The sequence below is a fragment of the Streptomyces sp. NPDC032161 genome (assembly GCF_040636995.1).
Taxonomy (GTDB): Bacteria; Actinomycetota; Actinomycetes; order Streptomycetales; family Streptomycetaceae; genus Streptomyces.
Window position 1 is genome coordinate 58,441 of the sequence record NZ_JBEZVN010000020.1, and the last position, 23,882, is coordinate 82,322.

Sequence of the window (23,882 nt, forward strand, 5' to 3'; positions counted from 1 at the left end):
ACCCCGCATGTGCGGAATCGCTGGGTTCGTCTCGCCGTCGCTCGACGCCGGGGCCGCGCCCGAGGTCATCACCTCCATGCTGTCGCTCATCCGCCACAGAGGACCGGACGAGGCGGGCTACTATCTGGGCGACGGCATGGCCATGGGCACGGTCCGGCTGGCGATCATCGACATCTCCCACGGTGCGCAGCCCATGGCGGATCCCGAGGAACGCTACTGGATCTGCTTCAACGGCGAGCTGTACAACTACGTCGAACTCCGCCAGGAACTGCGCGGACTCGGCCACCGGTTCCGCACCCGCTCCGACACCGAGGTCTTCCTGCGGGCCTGGATGCAGTGGGGCCCGGGATGCCTGCCCCGGTGCAACGGCGCCTTCGCCGTGGCGATCCGGGACGCGGTGTCGGGGGACCTCTTCCTGGCACGCGACAGGTTCGGCAAGCGCCCGCTGTTCTACGCCGACCGCAGGCGCGGCGGGGGCGACCGGGACGGTGCGTTCCTCTTCGCCTCCGAGATGAAGGCGTTCCAGGCGTTCCCGGACTTCCGGTTCGAACTCGACCCCGCCGAACTCGCCTCCACCTTCGCGGCCTGGACGCCGCTGCCCGACCGGTCCCCGTTCCAGGGCATCCGCCAGCTCCCCATGGGCAGCTGGATGGTCGTCGGCGGCGGCCGGACCTCACTGCACCACTACGAGGAACTCGCCCTGGAAAAGCCACCGTTCACGGGAAGTGCGCGCGACGCGGAACACTTCGTGCGCGAAACCCTGCGGCAGAGCGTGGAGATGAGGCTGCGCAGCGACGTCGAGGTCGGGGTCTACCTGAGCGGCGGGCTCGACTCCTCGATCGTGACGAAACTGACCACCGACCTCTCCTCCCGCGAGGTGCGCACCTTCTCGGTGCAGTTCGAGGAGGCCGCCTTCGACGAGTCGGGCAGTCAGCAGGTGGTGGCCTCGCACCTGCGGACGCTCCACTCGTCGATCACCGTGTCCGGCGCCGACATCGCGCGGACCTTCCCGTCGGCCGTGTACCACGCCGAAGTGCCCGCGTTCCGCACCGCGTTCGTCCCGATGTACCTGCTGGCGCGGCACGTCCGGGACGCCGGCATACGGGTGGTCCTCACCGGCGAGGGCGCCGACGAGGCGTTCCTCGGCTATTCGCTGTTCCGCGAGACGCTGGTGCGCGCGGAGTGGAACGAACTGTCGGACGCCGAGCGGATGAAGAGGATCGGCAACCTGCACCCGGAGCTGAGCCACTTCGGCCCCGCGAACCGGGCACGACTGGCGGGCCTCTTCGAGCAGTTCTCGGTGGAACGCCTGCCCGGCCTCTTCTCGCACGAACTGCGCTACCAGAACGGGCGGTTCGCGGCACGCCTGCTGAAGCGCCGCGAGGACCCCTTCGCGGATCTGCTCGCGCTCACGGGGACGACACCGGGCTACGCCGCGCTGAGCGCCGTCCAGAAGGCGCAGTGGCTGGAGTACAAGACCCTGCTGCCCGGCTATCTGCTGTCGACGCAGGGCGAGCGCATGAGCCTGGCGCACGGGGTCGAGAACCGCTGCCCCTTCCTCGACCCCGCCGTGGTGCGGGCGGCGGCGTCCGTGAACCTGCGGTTCGACGACGGGTTCGAGGAGAAGGCGATCCTCAAGCGGGCGTTTCACGGGGAGCTGCCGGAGTCGAGCCTGATGCGGCGGAAGCAGCCGTACCGCGCACCGGGCGCGAGCGTCTTCAAGGAGCAGCGGCCGGACTACCTGGACCTGATCCTCTCGGACGCGGAACTGGCGAAGATCGACTGCGTCGATCCCGTGTTCGCGCGCAGACTCGTGACGAAGATCATGACCACGCCCGACCGGCAGATCAGCACCAAGGAGGACCAGGCGTTCCTCTACCTACTCTCCACCGCCGTCCTCGACCACCGGTTCGTGAGAGGGCGGGAAGGGCACCGGAGCGCCCCCGCCGGGGGCGGCATGCACATCCGGACAGTCCACGACCACCGGAAGAACCGGGGGCCGGAGCCCTCCCGTCCCGTCCTCCCCCGCGCAGAAGGAGTCCGATGAGCACGGTCGAACCGACCTCCGCACACCAGGAAGTTCCCCCCGCGCACGAGGACGAGGCCCTGGCCTCCGAGGACAGGACCCTCGCGCACGAGGACGCGGTCCCCGGCCGCGACGACGCGGCCCCGGCGCCCGACGACGTCGCGATCATCGGACTCGCCCTGCGGTTCCCCGGTGCCGACACCCTGGAGGAATTCGGCGAACACCTCGTCGCCGGACGCTCGCTCATCTCGGAGGTGCCCGCCGAACGCTGGTCCAAGGAGGAACACTTCGGGGACCCGAGGCGAGGCGCCCAGAAGACCAACAGCGTCTGGGGCGGCTTCATCGAGCACGCGGACCGCTTCGACGCCGACTTCTTCAGCATCTCGCCGCGCGAGGCCGAGAGCATGGACCCCCAGCAGCGCATCGCCCTCGAACTCGCCTGGCAGGCCGTGGAGAACGCCGGGTACGCGGCGAGCGCGCTGGCCGGGACGGAGACCGGCGTCTTCATGGGGGTCTGCCACGCCGACTACGCGGAGCTGATGGAACGCGAAGGGGTGCGGACGGACGTCTACTTCCCCACCGGCACGGCCTACTCGATCATCGCCAACCGCATCTCCTACCACTTCGACTTCCAGGGCCCCAGCATCACCAACGACACGGCCTGCTCCAGTTCACTGGTGTCCGTGTACGAGGCGGTCCGCGCGCTGCGCAACGGCGACTGCGCCCTGGCCCTGGCCGGAGGCGTCAACCTGATCTGGTCGCCCAAGCACTTCGTCGCCTTCAGCCAGGCGAGCATGCTGTCCCGCACCGGCCGCGCCAGGGCCTTCGACGAGAGCGCCGACGGCTACGTCCGGGGCGAAGGAGGAGCCGTGCTCCTCCTCAAACCCCTTGCACGGGCGGTCGAGGACGGCGATACCGTGCACGCCGTCATCAAGGGCGTCGCGACCAACCACGGCGGCCGGACGAACTCCCTCACCGTCACCAACCCGGCCGCACAGTCCAGGCTCATCGAGCGGCTCTACACCAGGGCCGGCATCCGCCCCGAGACCATCGGCTACATCGAGGCCCACGGCCCGGGGACACCGGTGGGCGACCCGATCGAGATCATGGCCCTCAAACGCGCCTTCGGGAACCTGCACGCGGCCCAGGGCACGGTCGCCCGCCCGGACGCCTGCGGGATCGGCTCGGTCAAGACCAACATCGGACACCTCGAAGGGGCCGCGGGCGTCGCGGGCATCGCCAAGGTGATCAGCGCCTTCGCCCGCCGCGTGCTGCCCGCGACCGTCAACTTCGAGAAGCAGAACAAACTGATACGACTCGACGGCACCCCGTTCCACATCGTCCGGGACACCCGACCCTGGGACGCGCCGCCCGCGAGAGCGGACGGCACCGTTCCGCCGCGCCGCGCCGGGGTCAGCTCCTTCGGGTTCGGCGGCACCAACGCCCACCTGGTGCTGGAGGAACACCTCACGGACGACGGACCGACGGTCGCGGCGTCCGGGAGGGGCCCGGAGCTCGTGCCCCTCTCGGCCAGGACCCCGGAACGCCTGCGGGCCGTCGCCCGCCGGCTGCGTGCCCATCTGCGGGGGCCGGCCGCGCCGACGCTCGCGGACGTCGCCCACACCCTGCGCGCCGGCCGGGAACAGATGCCCGCCCGGGTGGCCTTCGTGGTGACCGGACGGGACGAACTCGTCACCCTCCTCGGGGAGTTCATCGACGGTGCGGACGAGACCGGCCGGATCCTCGTGGGCGATTCGGTGCGCGGCGCGGACGGGGACCCGGACGGGACGGTGGAAGCTGCGGAGCGGTGGGCCGACGGCGCCACCGCCGACTGGGCGGAGCCGGCCGGCCACCGGGGCACCGCACGGACGGCGCCCCGGCGCGTGCCCCTGCCCGCGTACCCCTTCGCCCGGGAGCGCCACTGGTTCAGGGCCCCGGGCCGGGACGCCGGGGCGGCGGCCGCGCCTCCGCCCGTCGCCGCCGCTGCCCACCCGCTCCTGCGCGACGGCGGGGCCGGCCCCGAGGGCGGGAGCCTCGGAGCGGTCTTCGACGGGCAGGAGCCCTTCCTGGCCTCGCACGTCGTGCGCGGCGAGCGGGTACTGCCCGCCGCCGCCCAGGTGGAACTGGTCCACGCCGCGGTGGCGCGCGCCTCCGGGCGCGACGAGCGAGGGCCGTTCGCCGTCCGGCTGCGCGACGTCGTCTGGCGGCGCCCGATCGTCGTGCGGGACGCACCGGTCGAGGCCGTCGTGGGACTCGCGCCCCAGGACGGCGGCGCGCTCGCCTTCGAGATCTCCACCGGCGCCGGAACGGCCGCGGTGCACTGCTCGGGCACCGCCGAGACCGGTGACCACGGGAAACCGGAACGGCTCGATCTCGACCGGATACGGGCCGCGTGCCCGACGCAACGCGCCCCGCGGGACGTGTACGCCGCCTTCCGGGACCGGGGGCTGGAGTACGGACCGGCCATGCGCGGACTGCGGGAGATCCGCCTGGGCGAGGGGGAACTCCTCGCCCGCATCGGCGCACCTGCGGACGGCCAGGGCACGGAGGCGGGATTCGTGCTGCCCCCGAGCGTGCTCGACGCGGCCTTCCAGTCCTCGCTCCTGCTCCTGGCCAAGACCGGTGACGGACGGGCCGACGGTCCGCCGATGCCGTTCGCGTTCGAGGACCTGACGGTCCACGGCCCCTGCCCGTCCGAGACCTGGGCCCGGGTACGGCGCCGCGCGCGGCACAGCACGCTCGACGTGTTCGACATCGATCTGTGCGACGCCGGGGGAGCCGTCACCGCCCGGCTGCGCGGTCTGGTGCAGCGCACCCCGTCCGCGAGGCGGGACACCGCTGCGGGCACGGGCGTCGTCACGGCCACCACGGAGTGGACACCGGCACCGTCCGGCCCCGACGGCCGGGACGCGGCACAGGCCCCGTACGTCCACGTCCGCCTCTGCGGGAGGGCCGCCGCCCATCTGGACACCCTCACGGACATCACCGGCTTCACCGCCGCGCGACTGCCCGACCTCGTACCGGGCCGCGTCGCCGACACCGTCGCCGCGACGACCGGCCAGGTCTTCGAGCAGGTGGCGGAGGTGATCAGGTCGAGCCCCCGGACCCCGCACCGCTTCGTGGTGCTGGTGGACGACCGGGTGCCGAGGCAGGTGCACGCACCGCTCGTCGGACTCTTCAGAACCGTCGTCCTGGAGAACCCGCGCGTCTTTGGCCGGGTCGTCCGCGTCGCGGAACTCGACGCCGCGCCGCCGGAACGCATCGCGGAGATCCTGCGCACGGAGGTGGCGGACGAGAGCGCCGACTGCGAGATCCGCCATGCCCCGGACGGAACACGCCGCGTGGCACGCACCGTCGCGGTCGACCTGGCCGAGGGCCCCGCGATCCCGCCGCTCAAGGAGGGCGGGGTGTACTGGATCACGGGCGGTCTGGGCGGCCTCGGGCTGCACACCGCGCGCTACTTCGGGCGGCGCGCCGGAGCGACCGTCGTCCTGAGCGGCCGGTCGGCGCCCGGCGCCGCGAGCGAGGCGGCCGTGCGGGAGCTGCGTGCCTCGGGCGTCGACGCCCACCACCTCCCCGTCGACGTCACGGTGAAGGACGAGGTGGAGCGCGCCGTGCGCACCATCGAGCGGGAACACGGGCGGCTCGACGGCATCGTCCACGCGGCGGGCGTCCTCCGGGACGCGTACGTCTACACCAAGGACGCGGCCGACCTCCGTGCCGTGCTGGCGCCCAAGGTCGACGGGGTGCTCAACCTCGACGCCGCCTCGCGCGACACCGCGCTCGACTTCTTCGTCGTCTTCTCCTCGGTGGCGGGGGTGTTCGGCAATCCGGCGCAGTCGGACTACGCGGCGGCCAACGCCTTCCTGGACGCCTTCGCCCACCACCGCCGGGCGCTGGCCGACGCCGGGGAACGGAGCGGCAGGACCGTCGCCGTCAGCTGGCCGCTGTGGGCCGACGGCGGCATGAGCGTCGACCACGTGACGAGGGACGCGATGCGCCGGGAACGGGGCTGGGAACCGCTCCCGACCGAGGCCGGGCTCCGTCTCCTCGGCCGCGTGCTCGACGACGGCCCCGCGCACCTCGTGGTGGCGTACGGCGCCTCCGCACGGCTCACCACCGCTCCCGCCGCCGTACCGACGGAGCCGCCCGCCCCCGTGGCGGCGGCCGCTCCCGCCCCCGCCGCCGCCTCGGGGGAGGAGCTGACGCGACGTACGACCGATCTGCTGCGGCGGGTCGTGGGCGAGGTGCTGCACCGTGATCCCGGGACCATCGACGAGACGGTCGACCTCATCGCCTACGGGATCGACTCGCTCAGCATCCTGGAGACCACGGCGTCGCTCGAAGTGTTCTTCGGCCCGCTGCCCAAGACCATCTTCTTCGAACACACCACGCTGGCGGGCGTCGCCGGTTACTTCGTCGAGGAGCATGCCGACCGGCTTCCCTCGGTCCTCGACACCGAGGACCCGGCACACCCCGCCGCCTCCGCACACGACGTACGCGACGTGCCGGACGAACGAGACGCACCCGAGGTACGAGAAGACACACCGGAGACGCGGGACGTGGCGCACGCACGGGACGGCGCACCGGTTCCCGCCGCCCCCGTCCCGGACGCACCGGAGGCCCGAGTGACCGCCGAACCGCCGACCGTCCCCGACGCCCGCACCGTTCCGGTGCCGGCCGTCGACGCCCCGCGCGTCCGGCACGACGCCCGGGACCGCGACGCCCGGCACGACATCGCGGTCATCGGCGTCGCGGGAACCTACCCCGGCGCGGAGACACTGGGCGAGCTGTGGCCGATCCTCGAACAGGGCCGCCACGAGTTCCGCGAGGTGCCGCGCGAACGCTGGGACCACGACGCGATCTACAGCCGCGACCGGAGCGTCCTCGGCAGGAGCTCCATCCGGACCGGCACGTTCCTGCGGGACATCGACATGTTCGACCCCCGTTACTTCCGCATCTCGAAACGTGACGCGGAGGCCATGTCGCCCGAGGTGCGCCTGTTCCTCCAGACGGTGGTCCACGCCCTGGAGGACGCGGGCTACTCGCGCGAGACGATCCACCGGCGGTACGACGGCGACGTCGGTGTCCTCGCCGGCTCGATGAGCAACCACTACGGCCTGTACGGCTTCCAGAACAGCCTCGTCCGCGGTTCCGCGGCGACCGGCAGCTACACGGCGACGCTCCCCAACATGGTGTCGTACTTCTACGGGTTCACCGGTCCCTCCATCTTCGTGGACACCATGTGCTCCGGGTCCTCGACCTGCGTGCACCAGGCCGTGCAGATGCTGCGGGCGGGCGAGTGCCGGATGGCCGTGGCGGGCGGGGTGAACCTCCTGCTGCACCCGTACAACCTCATCACCTCGTCGCACGAGCACTTCACTACGACGACCTCGGAGGTGATCCGCAGCTTCGGCGTGGGGGCGGACGGGACGATCCTCGGGGAAGGCGTCGGCGCCCTCGTCCTCAAACCGCTCGTCGAGGCCGAGCGCGACGGCGACCACGTGTACGGGGTCATCAAGGGAACCGCCCTCGCCAACGCGGGCGTGCGCAACGGGTTCACCGTCCCCAGCCCGCGCATGCAGGCGCGCGCGATCCAGAAGGCGATCGACGACGCGGGCATCGACCCACGGACGATCGGCTACGTCGAAGCGCACGGATCGGGCACGTCCCTGGGCGACCCGATCGAGGTCAAGGCGCTGACCACGGCCTTTCGCACGTACACGCAGGACACCGGGTTCTGCGCGATCGGCTCGGTCAAGTCGAACATGGGACACCTTCTGCACGCCGCCGGAATGATCGGCATCACCAAGGTGCTCCTCCAGCTCCAGAAGGGCAGGATCGCGCCCTCGCTGCACAGCGATGTGATCAACCCTGACATCGACTTCTCCCGCACGCCGTTCCGTCTGCAGCGACGGCTCACCGACTGGGAGCCCGTGGTGACGAGGGTCGACGGCCGACGCGTCAGCCATCCCCGGCGCGCGGGGATCACCTCGATCGGCGCGGGCGGGATGAACTCGCACATCATCGTGGAGGAGTACACGCGCGCGGACACCGCCGCGCGCGGCGGAAGCGACGGGCGCGAGGAACTGTTCGTCTTCTCCGCGATGAACGACGCCGTCCTGGAGACATGGCTCGCCCGCTTCCGGGACCATCTCGCGGCCGGTTCGCACGAGCCCGCGGATCTCGCCTCGATCGCGTTCACACTCCGCGTGGGCCGCAACGAACTCCCGTGCCGCTGGGCCTTCTTCGCGAGGACCGCGGACGAGGCCGTGGCCGCGCTCGACCGCCGTCTCGCGGGCGACCGCGACCTCGGCCCGGCACTCGCGAGCACCGACCCCGTGTCCGAGGGCCCGCGCGCACTGGCACGGGCGTGGGTCGGCGGCAGGAGCGTCGACTGGCGGGAGGCCGAGGGTGGGCCCCGCGCGTTGCGGCGGGTCCCGCTTCCCCCGTACCCCTTCGAGCGCGTGCGCTGCTGGGTGGACCCGGAGCGGGGCGCGCCGACCGTGACCGCCCCGCTCGCCCTGCGCGAGAAACTGCATCCACTGCTCGGCGCGAACGCGTCGGACGTCGACGGGCCGCGCTACGTGCTCGACGTGCACCTCGACGACCTCCTCGACTACGGGTACACGTCGGGGGAGCGGCGGAACAGCACGCCGGGGATCGTGCCGACGTTCGCCGTGGAACTGGCGCTCGCCGTCACCCGGGTCTCCGGATTCGCCGAAGGCGCCGTCGTACGCCGGCTGCGCCTCCTCGCCCCGGTCGACTGGAGGGCCGCCGCCCGGCTGGTGACGGTCCTCGGCGCAGCCGACCGGAAGGCGGCCTCCGGCACGGTGTTCGTGGAGGAGGCGCGGGGAGCGCGGGTGGCCGTGGCGGAGTTCGACGTACGGACCGGTGACCCCGCACGCACAGCCGCGACCGGGGTACTCGGGGCAGGGGCCTCCGGCGCCGGACCGTACAGGGGATTCCGTGTCGACGACCTGGCGGCCGACGCCGTGGCCACGCTCTCCCGCACCGCGTTCCTCGCGGAACTCGCCGAGGGCGCACTCGGCTACGCGCCGGAGCGCAACGGCATCGAGAGCGCGTACCGGATGCCGGACGGACGGCTGGTGCTCGACGTCCTCCCGCCCGAACTGCTGCGGGATCACGTCCGGCCGAACGTCACCCTCCCGCCGCATGTTCTCGCCGCGGTCGCGCAGGGCCTCCAGTTCGAGGCGAAGCGCCTCGGCGCACCGGACTGGGCACGCACGACTCCCCGTCGGATCGACGAGATCCGGCTCTTCGCGCCGGGGAACGACATCCCGGACACGGTGAGGTACGTCGTCCTCGACGTGACGGGCGGACCGGACGGTCTCGGCGGGCGCGTCGCGCTGCTCGACGGGAAGGGCGAGGTGGTCGCGGTGCTGTCCGATCTGTGGTGCGGCGAGGGCGAGGCGCCGCGAACAGGCCCGGCCGCGGAAACGGCGCGGGTCGTGGCCGGCGAGGAGGACACCGGCCGGGGAGCGGGGGAGGAACCGGCCGGGGAGGTCCGGGACGACCTCGTCTCCTTCGCCGTGGACGAACTGCGGGACATGGCGAGCGACATCCTCAAGTACGAGGCGGCCGAGCTCGACGCGCGGACCGGCTTCGACGCGTTCGGCTTCGACTCGATCTCGCTCGTCGCCCTGGCCGGGCAGGTGCGCGACCGGCTCGGCGTCGACCTGACACCCGCGGCCTTCTTCGACCTGAACACATTCGAGTCGCTGGGCAGGCACCTCGTCGCGGAGTACGGGGAGTCCCTGGGCCCGGCCTACGAGCGGTCCCGCCCGACCGGCCCGGCCGCGGAGACGGCACCCGACGCCGCACCCGACGCCGCACCCGACGCCGGAGTCGGCGACGGGGCCCAGGCGGGCGATCGGTCCGAGGCCGAGGAGCGGTTGGAGGCGGCGTCCGCGCGCCCGGCGCCCGTACGCACGGCGTCCGCACGCCCGGCGCCCGGCGCGCCGCCCCTGCCGATCGCGGTGATCGGCGCCGCGGGGCGCTTCCCCGACGCCCCCGATCTGCGCGCGTACTGGACGAACCTGGTGGCGGGGAGGGACAGCGTCACGGAGTTCCCCCTCCACCGCTACGACGCCGCCTACGCACGGATCGTGGAATCGTCCGACTTCCCGCACCACGCGGGCGTGCTCGACGACGTGGACGCCTTCGACGCCGCGTTCTTCCGGATCCTGCCGCGCGAGGCCGAACTGATGGACCCGCAGCACCGGTTGGCCCTCGAAACGGTCTGGAACGCCCTCGAACACAGCGGATACACCCCCGCCGGTCTGCCGGAGAGCACCGGTCTCTTCTTCGGCGTCTCGGGCACCGACTACGCGACCCTGCTCTCCGTCCACGGCACCCCGCCCGACGCGTTCACCTCCACGGGGAACGCGCACTCCATGCTCGCCAACCGCATCTCCTACGTGCTCGACATCCACGGGCCGAGCGAGCCGGTCGACACGGCCTGCTCCAGTTCGCTCGTCGCGGTCCACCGGGCGGTCGAGGCGATCCGCTCCGGGGCGTGCGACGCGGCCATCGCGGGCGGGGTCAACCTGCTGCTCGGCGTCGACACGTTCGTCAGCGCGGCACGGGCGGGCATGCTGAGCCCGGAGGGGCGGTGCAAGACCTTCGCGAGCGACGCCGACGGATACGTCCGGGGCGAGGGCGTCGGCGCCGTCGTGCTGAAACCCCTGGCCGAGGCCGAACGGGACGGCGACGCGATCCTGGGCGTCATCGTCGGCAGCGCCGAGAACCACGGCGGGCGGGCGAACTCGCTCACCGCGCCGAACGGCGCCGCACAGGCCGACCTCGTCGTACGGGCGATGGGGGACACCGACCCCGCCACGATCGGGTACGTGGAGGCCCACGGCACCGGCACGGCTCTGGGCGACCCGGTCGAGGTGCGTGCGCTCCGAACCGCCTTCCGACGCCTGGGCGGAACCGGCCGGGGCACCTGCGGCCTGGGATCGGTGAAGACGAACATTGGCCACCTGGAGGCCGCGGCGGGCATCGCCGGCCTGCTCAAGGTGCTGCTCGCCATGGAGCACGGCACCCTGCCCGCGACCCGGAACTGCGACGAGATCAACCCGTTCATACAGCTCGACGGCAGTCCGTTCCGCATCGTGCGGGAACGGGAGGCGTGGGAGCGGCCCCGCGACCGCCACGGCCTGCCCGCGCCGCGTCGGGCGGGTGTGAGCAGCTTCGGCTTCGGTGGTGCCAACTGCCATGTCGTCGTCGAGGAGTACGTCGCGCCCGACGCCCTGGACACGGGACCCGGCCGGAACACGGGACACGGCCTGGACACCGGGCACGTCCCGTACACCGGCGGCGCGCAGGACATGGCCGTCGGGAACCGGGTGGTCGTCCCGCTCTCCGCGCGCACCCGCGACCAACTCCGCGAACGGGCGCGGGCCCTGCTCGCGTACCTGGAGGAGACGCCCCGCCCCGCCCCACTCGGCTCCATCGGCAGGACGCTCCAGTTCGGGCGCGAGCCCATGGCCCAACGGGCCGGCTGGGTCGTCGCCTCGCACGCGGAACTGGCTGAACGGCTCCGGGCGTTCCTCGACGGCGGCACGGTGCCCGCCCCGGAGCACGGCACGGCCCCGGGCATGGAGCACGGCGGCGGCTCGGACGCCGCCGGGCTGCTCGCCCGCTGGACGGATGGTGCCGATGCCGACTGGCAGGTGCTGTACGGCGGCCCGTCCGGTCCCGCCCTGCCGCCGCGTACCCACCTGCCCACGTACCCGTTCGCACGCGACAGGTACTGGATCCCGGCCGGTGGCGCTGCGGCCCGTGGCAGGACGCCCGCCGGAGCATTGCCCGGTGATACGGCAGCCGGTGGTACGCCTGCCGGGGCCCGGGACGACGGCGCGGCCCGGGGAGCCGGTGCGCCGATCGGCACGACACTGCTCGTGCCGCGCTGGACACCGAAGCCCGCCGTGCCCGGCCTGCCCGGGGCCGTCGCACCCGGCAGGAAGCCGTACCGGCACCACGCCGTCATCCTGTGCGACACCGCGGCGCACGCGCGCACCGCCGTCGAGCGCCGCCTGCCCGACGCCCGCTGCCACGCCGTCAGGACGACGAAGACCCGACCGGAGAGCCGCTTCACCGACCTCTCGCGGCAGGTGTTCGAAATCGTCCGTGAAGTGGTCCGGGAGGCTCCCGACGGTGGCGCCCTCGTACAAGTGGTGACCCCGGCCCAGGGCGATCAGGCCGTCGGCCTGGCCCTCGCCGGACTGCTGCGCACCGCCTCTCTCGAACACGCGGTCGCCGGTCAGGTCGTCGGACTCGAAGGGGAACGCGACGCGGACGCCGTCGCGGACCTCGTCGCGGCCGACGCACGGCACCCGGAGGACGAACTGGTTCGTCACCGGGGCGCCGAACGCCATGTCCGCACCTGGGAGCCGAGGAAACCGGACGGCACCCGCACCCCCTGGCGAGCCGGGGGCGTGTACCTGGTCACCGGCGGGGCGGGCGGCATCGGCGCGCTGGTCGCGCGTCGGATCGCCCGGGACGTCGACGCCCCGGTGCTCGTGCTGGCCGGCAGGTCGCCACAGGACGCGCGCGTGGACCGGCTGCTCGCCGAACTGCGCGAGGCCGGTGCCACGGCCCGGTACGCCGTCGCGGACGTCTCCCGCTGGGAAGAGGTGCGACACCTCGTCGCCCGCACCGTCGAGGAGAACGGCGGGATCCACGGAATCGTCCACGCGGCGGGCGTGATCCGGGACGGCCGGCTCCCGAACAAGACCGCGGAACAGTGGGAGGCGGTGCTCGCGCCCAAGGTCGACGGCATGGTGCATCTCGACCGGGCGACGGCGCGGCTGGCGCTCGACTTCTTCCTCGCCTTCTCCTCCGGTGCCGCCGTCACCGGCAACCCCGGCCAGGCCGACTACGCGACCGCGAACGCCTACCTCGACGCGTACGCGGCCGTGCGCAACGCGCGCGTGGCGGCGGGTGAACGACCGGGGCGCACCCTCGCGATCGCCTGGCCGCTCTGGAAGGACGGCGGTATGACGGTGGACGACGCGACACGCGCCCGCCTGCGACGGGAACGGGGTCTGGTCCCCATGGAGTCGGACGAGGGGATCGAGACCCTGCTGCGGGCCTGGCGGCTCGGCGAGGCGGGCGAGGACCGGATCTGGGTGCATCACGGCGAGACCGCGAAGGCCGTACCCGCGCCGGGCCCGGCCCGCCCGACAGCAGCCGTACCGGAGCCCGTACCGGCGTCCGCACCCCTGCCCGAGTCCGCACCCGTCCCCGCGTCCGCGCTCGGGGCGGTCGCCGTCGGCCGGGAGCGGGAGACGCTCCGCTCCGTCGTCGAGACCTTCGCCCGGGTCACCGGGCTTCCCGCCGAGGACGTCGACGCCGACCGGCCGCTCGCCGACCTGGCCCTCGACTCGGTCATGGTCATTCAGCTCAACCGGGAACTGTCCGCACGGTACGGCGAGGTCCCGACCACCCTCTTCTACGAATTCCCGACGCTGCGCGCCGTCGCCGGTCGCCTCGCCGGTCCGGCAGCCGTTCCCGTACCCGCGTCCGCACCCGCCGCCGGTGACGGCCCGTCCGGGCCGGCCGCCGTGGTGACGGTGCCGCGGCCCGCGGCGGACGCACCGGACGAGTCCGCCCGCCCCGAACGGCCCGGCCCCGACGAGGCGATCGCGATCATCGGCATGAGCGGGCGCTACCCGCACGCCGGGAACATCGAGGAGTTCTGGGAGAACCTCAAGGCCGGACGCGACTGCGTCACGGAGATCCCGCCCGGCCGGTGGCCGCTCGACGGCTTCTACGAACCGGACCGTGCCAAGGCCATCGCCACGGGCCGCAGCTACCACAAGTGGGGCGGGTTCCTGGAGGACTTCGACGCGTTCGATCCGGCCTTCTTCCGGATCGCCCCGCGCGACGCCTACGCGATGGATCCGCAGGAGCGCCTGTTCCTCCAGGCCGCCTGGGAGGTGATCGAGGACGCGGGCTACACCCCCGAGGAACTGGCACGCCGTCACCGGCGCAGGGTCGGCGTCTTCGCCGGGGTCACCAAGTCCGGTCACGCCCGGCACGGAGCCGCGCTCCTGCCGTCGGGCGAGACGGTCGTGCCGTCGCTCTCCTTCGCCTCGCTCAGCGCGCGGACCTCGTACGCACTGGACCTGTGCGGGCCGAGCCTCACGATCGACACGATGTGCTCGTCCTCGCTCACGGCGATCCACGAGGCGTGCGAGCACCTGCGCAGGGGGGCGTGCGAACTCGCCGTCGCCGGAGGGGTGAACCTGTATCTGCACCCGTCCGACTACGTCGAGCTGTGCCGTTCCACCATGCTGTCGACCCGGCCGCGGCTGCGGAGCTTCGGCGAGGGCGGCGACGGATTCGTGCCCGGCGAGGGCGTCGGGGCGGTGCTCCTCAAACCGCTCGGGCGCGCCCTCGCGGACGGGGACCGGATCCTCGCCGTGGTCCGCGGGACCAGCGTCAACCACGGCGGACGCACCCACGGTTACACGGTGCCCAGCCCGACCGCGCAGGCGGAGCTGATCGACGACGCGCTGACCAGGGCCGGGATACCGGCGCGACGGCTGAGCTACGTCGAGGCGCACGGGACCGGGACGGAACTCGGTGACCCGATCGAGGTGCAGGGGCTCTCGCTGGCCTTCGGGCGGTCCACCCGGGACAAGCAGTTCTGCGCCCTCGGGTCCGTGAAGTCGATGATCGGCCACCTGGAGGCCGCGGCGGGCATCGCGGGCCTCACCAAGACCGTGCTCCAGCTCCGGCACCGCACGCTCGTCCCGAGCCTGCACTGCGAGGAGCCGAACCCGGGCATCCGGTTCGAGGAGACGCCGTTCTTCGTCCAGCGGACCCTGGAACCCTGGGAGTCCGAGGGTCCGCGGATCGCGGCCGTCTCGTCCTTCGGGGCGGGCGGGTCGAACGCGCACGTCGTGATCGAGGAGTACGTGGCCGACGAGACCGTGCCGGAGCCGGTGCCCGAAGGGGGCGAGCAGCTGGTCGTGCTCTCGGCACGGACGCCGGAACGGCTCCGCGAGGCCGCCGCACGCCTGGCGGCGTACCTGGAACGCGGTGAACGCGACGCCTCGGAGCGGCGGGACATCGGCCTGACGGACCTCGCCCACACGCTGCGGACCGGACGCAGGGCCATGCGTGAACGCCTCGCGCTGACCGTCTCCTCGCTCGCCGAACTGCGGCACGCGCTGCACGGCTACGCCACGGCCGGGGACGGGACACGGGCGCCGGGCCTCCACCGGGGGAGCGCGGGGAGCGCACGGGGCGCCGTCGCCGAGATCGCCGCCGACGAGGAGCTGCGGGAACTCCTGGTCGAACGGTGGGCGGCGGCGGGGAAGCTCGACAAGCTGGCCGCTCTCTGGGTCGACGGCGTGGAGCTGGACTGGCACGGTCTCCACCCGGTGCGGCCCCGCCGGGTGTCCCTGCCGACGTACCCGTTCGCGAAGGACCGGTACTGGATCGGTGACCTGGAGCCGGCCGGGGAAGCCGGCCCCGGCGCAGCCGCGCCGATCAGCGCGCCGCGCCCCCGGGACGACGCCGCCCCGCACTCCGACGCTGCGTCCGCGCAGCCCCCGAACACCGACGCCCCACCCACCGGCGGCCCGCTCACAGCCGCTCCGGAAACCGGCGGCCCGCTGACCGGCGCCCCCGACACCGGGGGCGCGACCGCCGATGGACTCACGCGTGAGGGGCGCGTCGCAGCCACCGTACGCGCGAAGGTCGCGGACGTACTCGCGATGCCGCAGGACGAGCTCGACGGCGCGCTCGCGTTCGCCGACCACGGGCTCGACTCGATCCTCGCGGTCCGGCTCGTGCACCTGCTCAACGAGACGTTCGGACTGGACCTGCCGACCGGTGTGGTCTTCGACCACAGTTCCCCGGACCGTCTCGTCGCCCATCTGCTCGCGGAGTACGAGGACATCGGGGCCGTGACTCCGAACCCGGCTCCGACCACACCGCCCGTCCCGACCACACCCCAGGTCCTCTCCACACCTCCGGCAACGGCCGCGTCCCCGGCCGTCCCTCGGAACGCGGCCTCCCCCGTACTCCCGGACGCCGTCCGGGAACCGGTCCCCGCACCGGCCTTCGCGCCCGCTCCCACGTCCTCCCGGCCCGCCTCCGCCCGTCCACCGGTCGCCGTCGTCGGCATGAGCGGAAGGTTCCCCGGCTCCGACACCCTGGACGAACTCTGGACCCATCTCGTCGACGGCGACGACCTCGTCACCGAGGCGACCCGTTGGGACCTCCCGGCTACCGGGCCCGACGGATCACCCCGCTGCACGCGCGGCGGATTCCTGCGCGGCATCGACGAGTTCGACCCGCTGTTCTTCCGGATCTCGGGAGTCGAGGCCGCGGCCATGGACCCGCAGCAGCGCCTGCTCCTCCAGGAGTCGTGGAAGGCCCTGGAGGACGCCGGGCACGCCGGCGGGCAGCTCGACGAAGCCCGTTGCGGCGTGTACGTGGGCTGCTGGAGCGGGGACTACCAGGACATCGTCGGGGACCACGGGCCCGCGCAGGCGTTCACGGGCAACATGGCGTCCTTCACCCCGGCCCGCGTCTCCTACTACCTGAACCTCAAGGGGCCCGCGCTGGCCGTCGACACCGCCTGCTCCAGTTCGCTCGTCGCGATCGACCTGGCGTGCCGCGGGCTCTGGTCCGGCGAGACGGACCTGGCCCTGGCGGGCGGGGTGTTCGTCCAGTCGACCCCGCGCCTCTACGAACTGGCCGGACGCGCCGGGATGCTCTCGGCGACCGGACGGTGCCACACCTTCGACCGGCGCGCCGACGGTTTCGTTCCCGGGGAGGGGGTCGGCGTGGTCGTGCTCAAGCGCCTCGACGACGCCCTGGCCGACGGGGACCACATCCACGGAGTGATCCGCGCCTCGGGCACCAACCAGGACGGCGCCACCAACGGGATCACCGCGCCCAGCTCCGTCTCGCAGGAGCGCCTGCTCCGTGACACCCATGCCTCCTTCGGCGTCGACGCGGGCACCATCGGGCTCGTCGAGGCCCACGGCACCGGTACCCCCCTCGGCGATCCCATCGAATTCTCCGCGCTCGACCGGGCGTTCAGGGCATCCACCACGAAGTCCGCCTACTGTGCGCTGGGTTCGGTCAAGACGAACATCGGACACACCCAGTTCGCCGCGGGTGTCGCCGGTGTGTTCAAGGTCCTCCTCGCCCTGCGGCACCGACGCATCCCCGCCTCGCTCCACTTCGAGACAGCCAACGCCGCCATCCGCCTGGACGACAGCCCGTTCTACATGAGCACGCGCGACCACCACTGGGAGGCCCCCTCCGGGGGCGGTCCCCGCCGCGGCGCCGTCAGTTCCTTCGGCGCCGGGGGGACGAACGCGCACCTGGTCATCGAGGAGGCACCGCCCGCCACCCGCACTCGCCCTACGACGCGCCCCGCCCATCTCGTCCTCCTCTCCGCCCACTCACGAGAGCAACTCGCCCGGCAGGTCACCCTTCTGGCGGCGCACTGCCGCCGTGAGACGTCCCTCGACCTGGGCGACCTCGCCTACACGCTCACCGTCGGCAGGGCCGGGCTCGCCCACCGGTTCGCCTGCGTGGCGCGCGACCGCACCGAGCTGCTGAGGATCCTCGACCAAGGACTCGACGGACCCGACGCGTACACCGGGCACGCGACGCGGACGCGCACCACCGGCGCGGATCCGGAGGCCGACGCCGGCGCCGACCGACTGCGCCGCTGCGCGGACCCGGCACGGGCCGCGTCCGCAGACCTCCACCACGCGGATCTCACCGCCCTCGCCGGGCACTTCACCCGGGGAACAGCACTCGACTACGGGAAGGTCTTCGCCCCCGGAGCCCATCTGCGGGTGCCACTGCCGACGTATCCCTTCGCCAGGGAGAGCCACTGGGCCGGACCGGTCCCCCCGGCGGACCCGCCCACACCGTCCCCCGCCACGGCACACCGCCCGACGGCGACCCATCCGCTGATCCACGAGACGTCCCCGGCCGGGGACACCGGGGACGAGCCGGGCACACTGCGCGCCACCACCGTCTTCAAGGGCGACGAACCCGTGCTGCGCGACCACACCGTGCGCGGGCAGCGTGTCCTGCCGGGTGTCGTCCACCTCGAAATGGCGCGCGAAACCGCTGCCCGGGCGCTCGGCGTCGACGCGGGGACGCCCCTGCGGATGCGCGACATCACCTGGATACGGCCCCTCGTCCAGGACCAGGAGCCCGTGACCGTCGACATCCTGGTGAAACCGGCGCGTTCGGGCGGCGACCTCACCTTCGAGATCAGCTCGCGGGCCGAGGACGCCACCGCGTCCGTCGTCTGCTCCACGGGGCGGGTAGCGGTCCTGGACACCTCCCGTCCCGAACGCGTCGACATCGCGCCGCCGCGCGCCGACGGCACGCGCACCGTGTCCGCCGAACGCATCCGCGAGGCGCTGGCCTCGATGGGAATCGTCCACGGTCCGTCGCTGCGCGCCGTCCGCGAGGCGCACGTCGGTGAGGGAACCGTCCTCGCCGCCCTCGACCTGCCCACCGAGGCCGACCCGGCCGGCGCACCCTATGTCCTGCACCCGGCCCTCATGGACTCCGCCATCCAGGCGTCGACCGCGCTCCACATCACCGGCGGCGCCCAACCACCGGACACGGCCGTGCCGTTCGCGCTCGACCGGCTGGAGATCCTGGCCCCGTGCCGGGCGTCGATGCGGGCTGTGATCCGGGTCGCGGACCCGGCGGGGGAGACCACGCCGCTCAGCAGACTCGACGTGGACCTCGTCGACGAGAACGGCCAGGTGTGCGTCCGGATGACCGGCTACACCTCGCGACGGGCGAAGGACCCGGTGCCCGAACTCTTCGCCCCGGTATGGGAACCCGCGAAGAGGAACGGGCACACGGACGGCGGCGCCCCGGCCCCCGGCCACGTCCTCGTCGTGGGCGGTACGGACGAACAACGGGCCGCGCTCACCGGCCGGTACCCGCGCGTCACGACATGGGACCTCGCTCCCGGGACGTCGGTCGACGAGACGGCCGAGCGGCTGCGGACCGCCGGCCCGGTCGACCACCTCCTCTGGATCGCCCCCGGGACCGGGGACACCGCGCCGGACGGCCCGCCGGCCCTCCCGCCGACGGACACCGCCGGCTTCGTCGAGGCCCGGGAGAGCGGTGTCGTCGCCGCCTTCCGTCTGATCAAGGCGCTCCTGCGCACCGGACACGACGCCCGCCCGCTCGACATCACCCTGGTCACCCGGCGCGCGCTGGCCACGTACGACACGGAGCCGACGGCACCCGCCCACGCCGGGCTGCACGGCCTCTTCGGATCGCTCGGACACGAATACACGCACTGGTCCGTCCACCGGACCGACCTCGACACGACCACCCTGCCCGCCGACCTCCTCACGCTCCCCGTCCCGGCCTCGGACGGCCCCCTCGCCCACCGCGCGGGCCAGTGGCTGGTCCGGCGATGGGCGCCCGACGAACCGGCCGGCACGCGGGAACAGGTGTACCGGCAGGGCGGCGTGTACGTCGTGATCGGAGGCGCGGGCGGACTCGGCGCGGTCTGGACCCGGCACGTCGTGGAACGGTACGGCGCGCACGTCGTCTGGATCGGACGGCGCCCCCACGACGACGAGATCGAAGCGAAACTGCGTGCCTGCGGCGGCGACGTGCGCTACGTGTCCGCCGACGCCGCGGACCCCGCCGCCCTGCGCCGCGCCCGCGCCCGGATCGAGGCCGACCATCCGCGGATCCACGGAGTGGTCCACGCGGCGCTGGTGCTGCGGGACCAGAGCCTGGCCCGGATGGACGAGCCGACCCTCCGTGCGGCCCTCACCGCGAAGGTCGACGCCACCGTCGCCACCGCCGAGGTCTTCGCGGACGACACACTCGACTTCATGCTGTTCTTCTCGTCGGTCCAGTCGTTCACGACGGCCGCCGGACAGAGCAACTACGCGGCGGGATCCACCTTCACCGATGCCTACGCCCAACACCTCTCCCGCCACCGGCCGTACCCCGTCAAGGTCATGAACTGGGGCTGGTGGGGGAGCACCGGCAGCGCCTCGTCGCAGCTCCACCGGGAGAGCATGGCGCGCTGGGGACTCGTCTCGATCGAGCCCCCCGAGGCGATGCGGGCCCTCGACACGCTCCTGGGCGGCCCGCAGCGACAAGTGGCCTTCGTCAGGTCCAGGCGGCCCGACGCCCTCACCGGCATCGACCCGGGCTCACGCATCACCGTCCACGAGCGGGCGCGGACCCGTGTCACCTCCGACGCGGTCCGGGCCGGTGTCGGGGCGCCCGCCGACCCCGAGGCACTGCGCGCGGTCGCCGACTGGCGCAGGACCGAACGCGATCCGCTGCTCGCCCGCATGCTCCGCGCACACCTCGGAACGCTCGGCGTGCTGCCCGGTCCCGCAACCACCGACCCCCGCGAACGCGCCACCCGTGTCGCGGAACTCCGCGAACGCGCCGGAATCCTGCCCGGGTACGACACCTGGCTCGATCACGCGCTCCGCGTCGTGCCCTCGTCCGGCCCGTCACCGGCCGAGGCCCGGCGCGAGTGGGAACGGTACCGGGAGCGGTGGTCCGCGGACCCCGACAAGAAGGCCGAGGCCGCCCTCCTCGACGCCACCCTCCAAGCCCTGCCCGACATCCTCACCGGCAGGACCCGGCCCACCGACATCCTGTTCCCGCAGGGCTCCGTCGCACTCGTCGAGGGCACCTACCGCAACAACCGGATCGCCGACCTGTACAACCGCGCCATGGCCGACGCCGCCGCGGCCGTCGTGGCCGAACGGCTGCGCCTGGACCCCGGCGCGCGTCTGCGCATCCTGGAGATCGGCGCCGGTACGGGCGGCACCAGCGTCGGCATGTTCGCCGCGCTGCGCCCCTTCCAGGAACACATCGAGACCTACCTGTACACCGATCTCTCCAAGGCGTTCCTCAACCACGCCCGCACCGCGTACGGACCACAGGTCCCCTACCTCGCGTACACCCGCTTCGACGCCGAACGGCCCCTCGCCGGGCAGGGCGTGGAGGCCGGGGGCCACGACCTCGTCATCGCCGCCAACGTGCTGCACGCCACGCGCGACACCCGCAACACCATCCGCAACGCGAAGGCGGCGCTGCGCGACGGGGGCTGGCTGCTGCTGAACGAACTCGCGGCGTTCGACGTCTTCAGCCACCTCACCTTCGGGCTGCTGGAGGGCTGGTGGCTCTTCGAGGACCACGCGCTGCGCATCCCGGGCTCGCCGGCGCTGTCGCCCGACAACTGGCGACGGGTACTGGAGAGCGAGGGATTCCGTTCGACCGTCTTCGTCCTGCCCCAGGCGCACGAGCTCGGGCAGCAGATCATCGCGGCCGAGAGCGACGGGATCGTACGGCAGGCGGTGTCCGCGCCGGAGCGCGCGACGCCCGCGCCCCGGCGAGCGCGTCCCGGAACCGGGACGGGGACGGTCACGGGCACGGGGACGCGGCCCGGGATCGTCGCGCCGTCGGCCCGGCATGCGGTTCCCGCACCTGAACGGGCCCTCGAACCGGCGCGTGAACCGGCCTCCGGAGCGCCGGATCCGGCCCCGCCCGTTCGACGGCGCTCCGGAAGCCCGGCCGGGACCGAGGCGACCATGGGGACGACGGAGTCCGCCAGGACCGCGGGGGCCCCGACCGACCCCGCCCCGGAGGAGCGGGCGGAGACGATGGCGCGGTATCTCCGCGAACAGGCGGCACGGACCCTCGACGTCCCCGCGGACCGGATCGCCCCCTCGGCACCGCTCAGCGACTACGGCCTGGACTCCATCCTCGTCCTTCAGCTGACCAACGCCCTGCGCGAGGACCTCGGCGACATCTCGTCCACCCTCCTCTTCGACGCCGAATCGGTCGAGGGACTCACCGCCCACTTCATGGAGAACGGCGGCTCCCGCGTCGACGGCCTCATCGCACGCCTGCGTCCCGACGCACCCGAAGCGCCTTCCGTCCGAACCTCCGACGCGCCCGAACCGCCCCCCGCCCGACTCCCCGGCGCGGGCGCGCCCCGGGCAGCGTCAGCGGCGCGCCCCGCCGCCGGTCTCCTCCGCACGGCCGTGGAGACGGGCAGCCCGGAACAGGCGGCGGACCTCCTGTCGGCCGCCGCCCGGATCCGGCCCGTCTTCGCGGCCGGGGACGGGCCCGAACCGGCCATGCTGCGGCTGTCGGACGGCGCGGGGGAACAGGCCCTGGTCTGCCTGCCCTCCCTCGTCGCCCCGACCGGGGCCCACCAGTACGTGAAGTTCGCCACCGCACTCCACAACCGGCGCCAGGTGTGGACCGCCGCCATTCCCGGATACGCCGTCGGCGAGCCGCTCCCCGCGACGCTGGAAGCGGCCGCGGACACACTGGCGACGACACTGCTCCGGCGCCTGGGGGAGCGGCCGTTCGCGCTCGCCGCGTACTCCTCCGGGGGCTGGCTCGCCCACGAGGTCGTCCGGCGGCTGGAGAAGGCCGGCGCCCCTCCCGCCGCGCTGGTGCTGCTCGACACCCCCCGGTCGACCGGCACCGCCATGGCACGCGGAATGTGCGTACTGACCCGGCGGCTCCTCGAAAAGCTCCCCCAACTCCCCGCGATCGAGGAGCAGTTCACCGCGATGGCGTGCTATGCGGAACTGCTCGACGGCTGGCGGCCCGGACCGGTCGCCACCCCGACCGTGCTGGTACGGGCCGCGGACGGCACGGCCCTGCTCGGCGACGGCACACGTGCCGGATGGCCCGTGGACCACGAGCTGCTGGAGGTGACGGGGGATCACTTCTCCATGCTCGAAGAGCACGCAGGGGCGACCGCGCTCGCGGTTCACCGATGGCTGTCCACCTTCGGCCACGACCGTCGGGCGCGCTGACGCCACGACCGACGGGAGCCCCGACCCGAAGGCCGTTCCCCGCCGCCACCACCGGACGGCGGGGAACGGCCGCACCGGGTGGCGGACCGTACGTCCGGTCGCGTCGGCCCCGGCACACGTTGGCCCGGGCGACGTTCCCACAGGCGTATCGGTGCCCTTTCCGGTATGTGAAGTCTTCACATCGGGGGCGTGAGCCCGTAGCTGTCCGGGGGCTACTGGCCAGTTGCATAATCTGTCCACCGAGTCGCCCCGGGCGACCGGAGAGTCGAGGGGGAGTGCCATGGCGGAGATGGCTGAGCACCGGACGGTGCACCTCTGGTCGTTGGCCGAGGACGTCACCGTCGAGTCAGGTGAAACCGAGGACCAGCTCGTGCTCACCGGCCGTTGGGGCAAGGAGTGGGTCGACGGCGCCGACCCCGTCGTGCAGGCGGCGCTGCGCCGGATGGAGCTCGGACCGATCCTGCTCGCCAATGTCGTCCCCGGTCCGGACCGGGCCGATGCCGGTCTGCGGGCCGGACCGACCGAGCCGCACGGACCACCGGGCGACGGGACCACCGACGGGAGCGGCGTCCTGGTGCTGCTGCCGGTTCTCGAACGGCTCAGCCACCTCGTCGTGCGCACTCTGGGCCTGGACGACCTCCGCGGGCCCCTGCTCTCGGTGACGCCGGTGTCCCGTCAGGCGTCCTTCGCGCTGCTGCGGCTCCCGGGCGGACGGCTCATCTGGCTGCCGCGCGACATCACGCTCACCCTGCGGCCCGGCTGCTTCATCCTGGAGTCGCCCAGCTCCGCGCACCGAGTGGTGCTGCACCGCCCCGAGGCCGTGTGGGTGGTGGGGATGCTGGCCTGGCCGGCCACCCCGGACGACATCTCGGCGGCGCTGCCGCTTCCGCCGTCGGTCACCGAGGACATCCTCGACTACCTGGCCGCGGCCTCCATGGCGGCGCCGGCCGACACGTCCGCCCTCCCGTTCCCCGACCCGGCCTGACCCGGCC

Annotated in this window: 3 protein-coding genes; all 3 read left to right on the forward strand. The window is 73.3% G+C overall.

The window, feature by feature from the left end:
• Positions 1 to 7 precede the first annotated feature (7 nt).
• Positions 8 to 2,047 (forward strand): asparagine synthase (glutamine-hydrolyzing), encoded by a 2,040-nt coding sequence (asnB, locus tag AB0E67_RS26145; protein ID WP_362031044.1) that lies wholly within the window; start codon positions 8 to 10, stop codon positions 2,045 to 2,047.
• Complete coding sequence (locus tag AB0E67_RS26150; RefSeq protein ID WP_362031046.1) at positions 2,044 to 22,890, forward strand: SDR family NAD(P)-dependent oxidoreductase; 20,847 nt, start codon at positions 2,044 to 2,046, stop codon at positions 22,888 to 22,890. The genes asnB and AB0E67_RS26150 overlap by 4 nt, the downstream gene beginning before the upstream one ends.
• 289 nt (positions 22,891 to 23,179) lie before the next feature.
• Positions 23,180 to 23,875, forward strand: a complete 696-nt coding sequence (locus tag AB0E67_RS26155; protein WP_362031048.1) for an NADH oxidase — start codon at positions 23,180 to 23,182, stop codon at positions 23,873 to 23,875.
• Positions 23,876 to 23,882 lie beyond the last annotated feature (7 nt).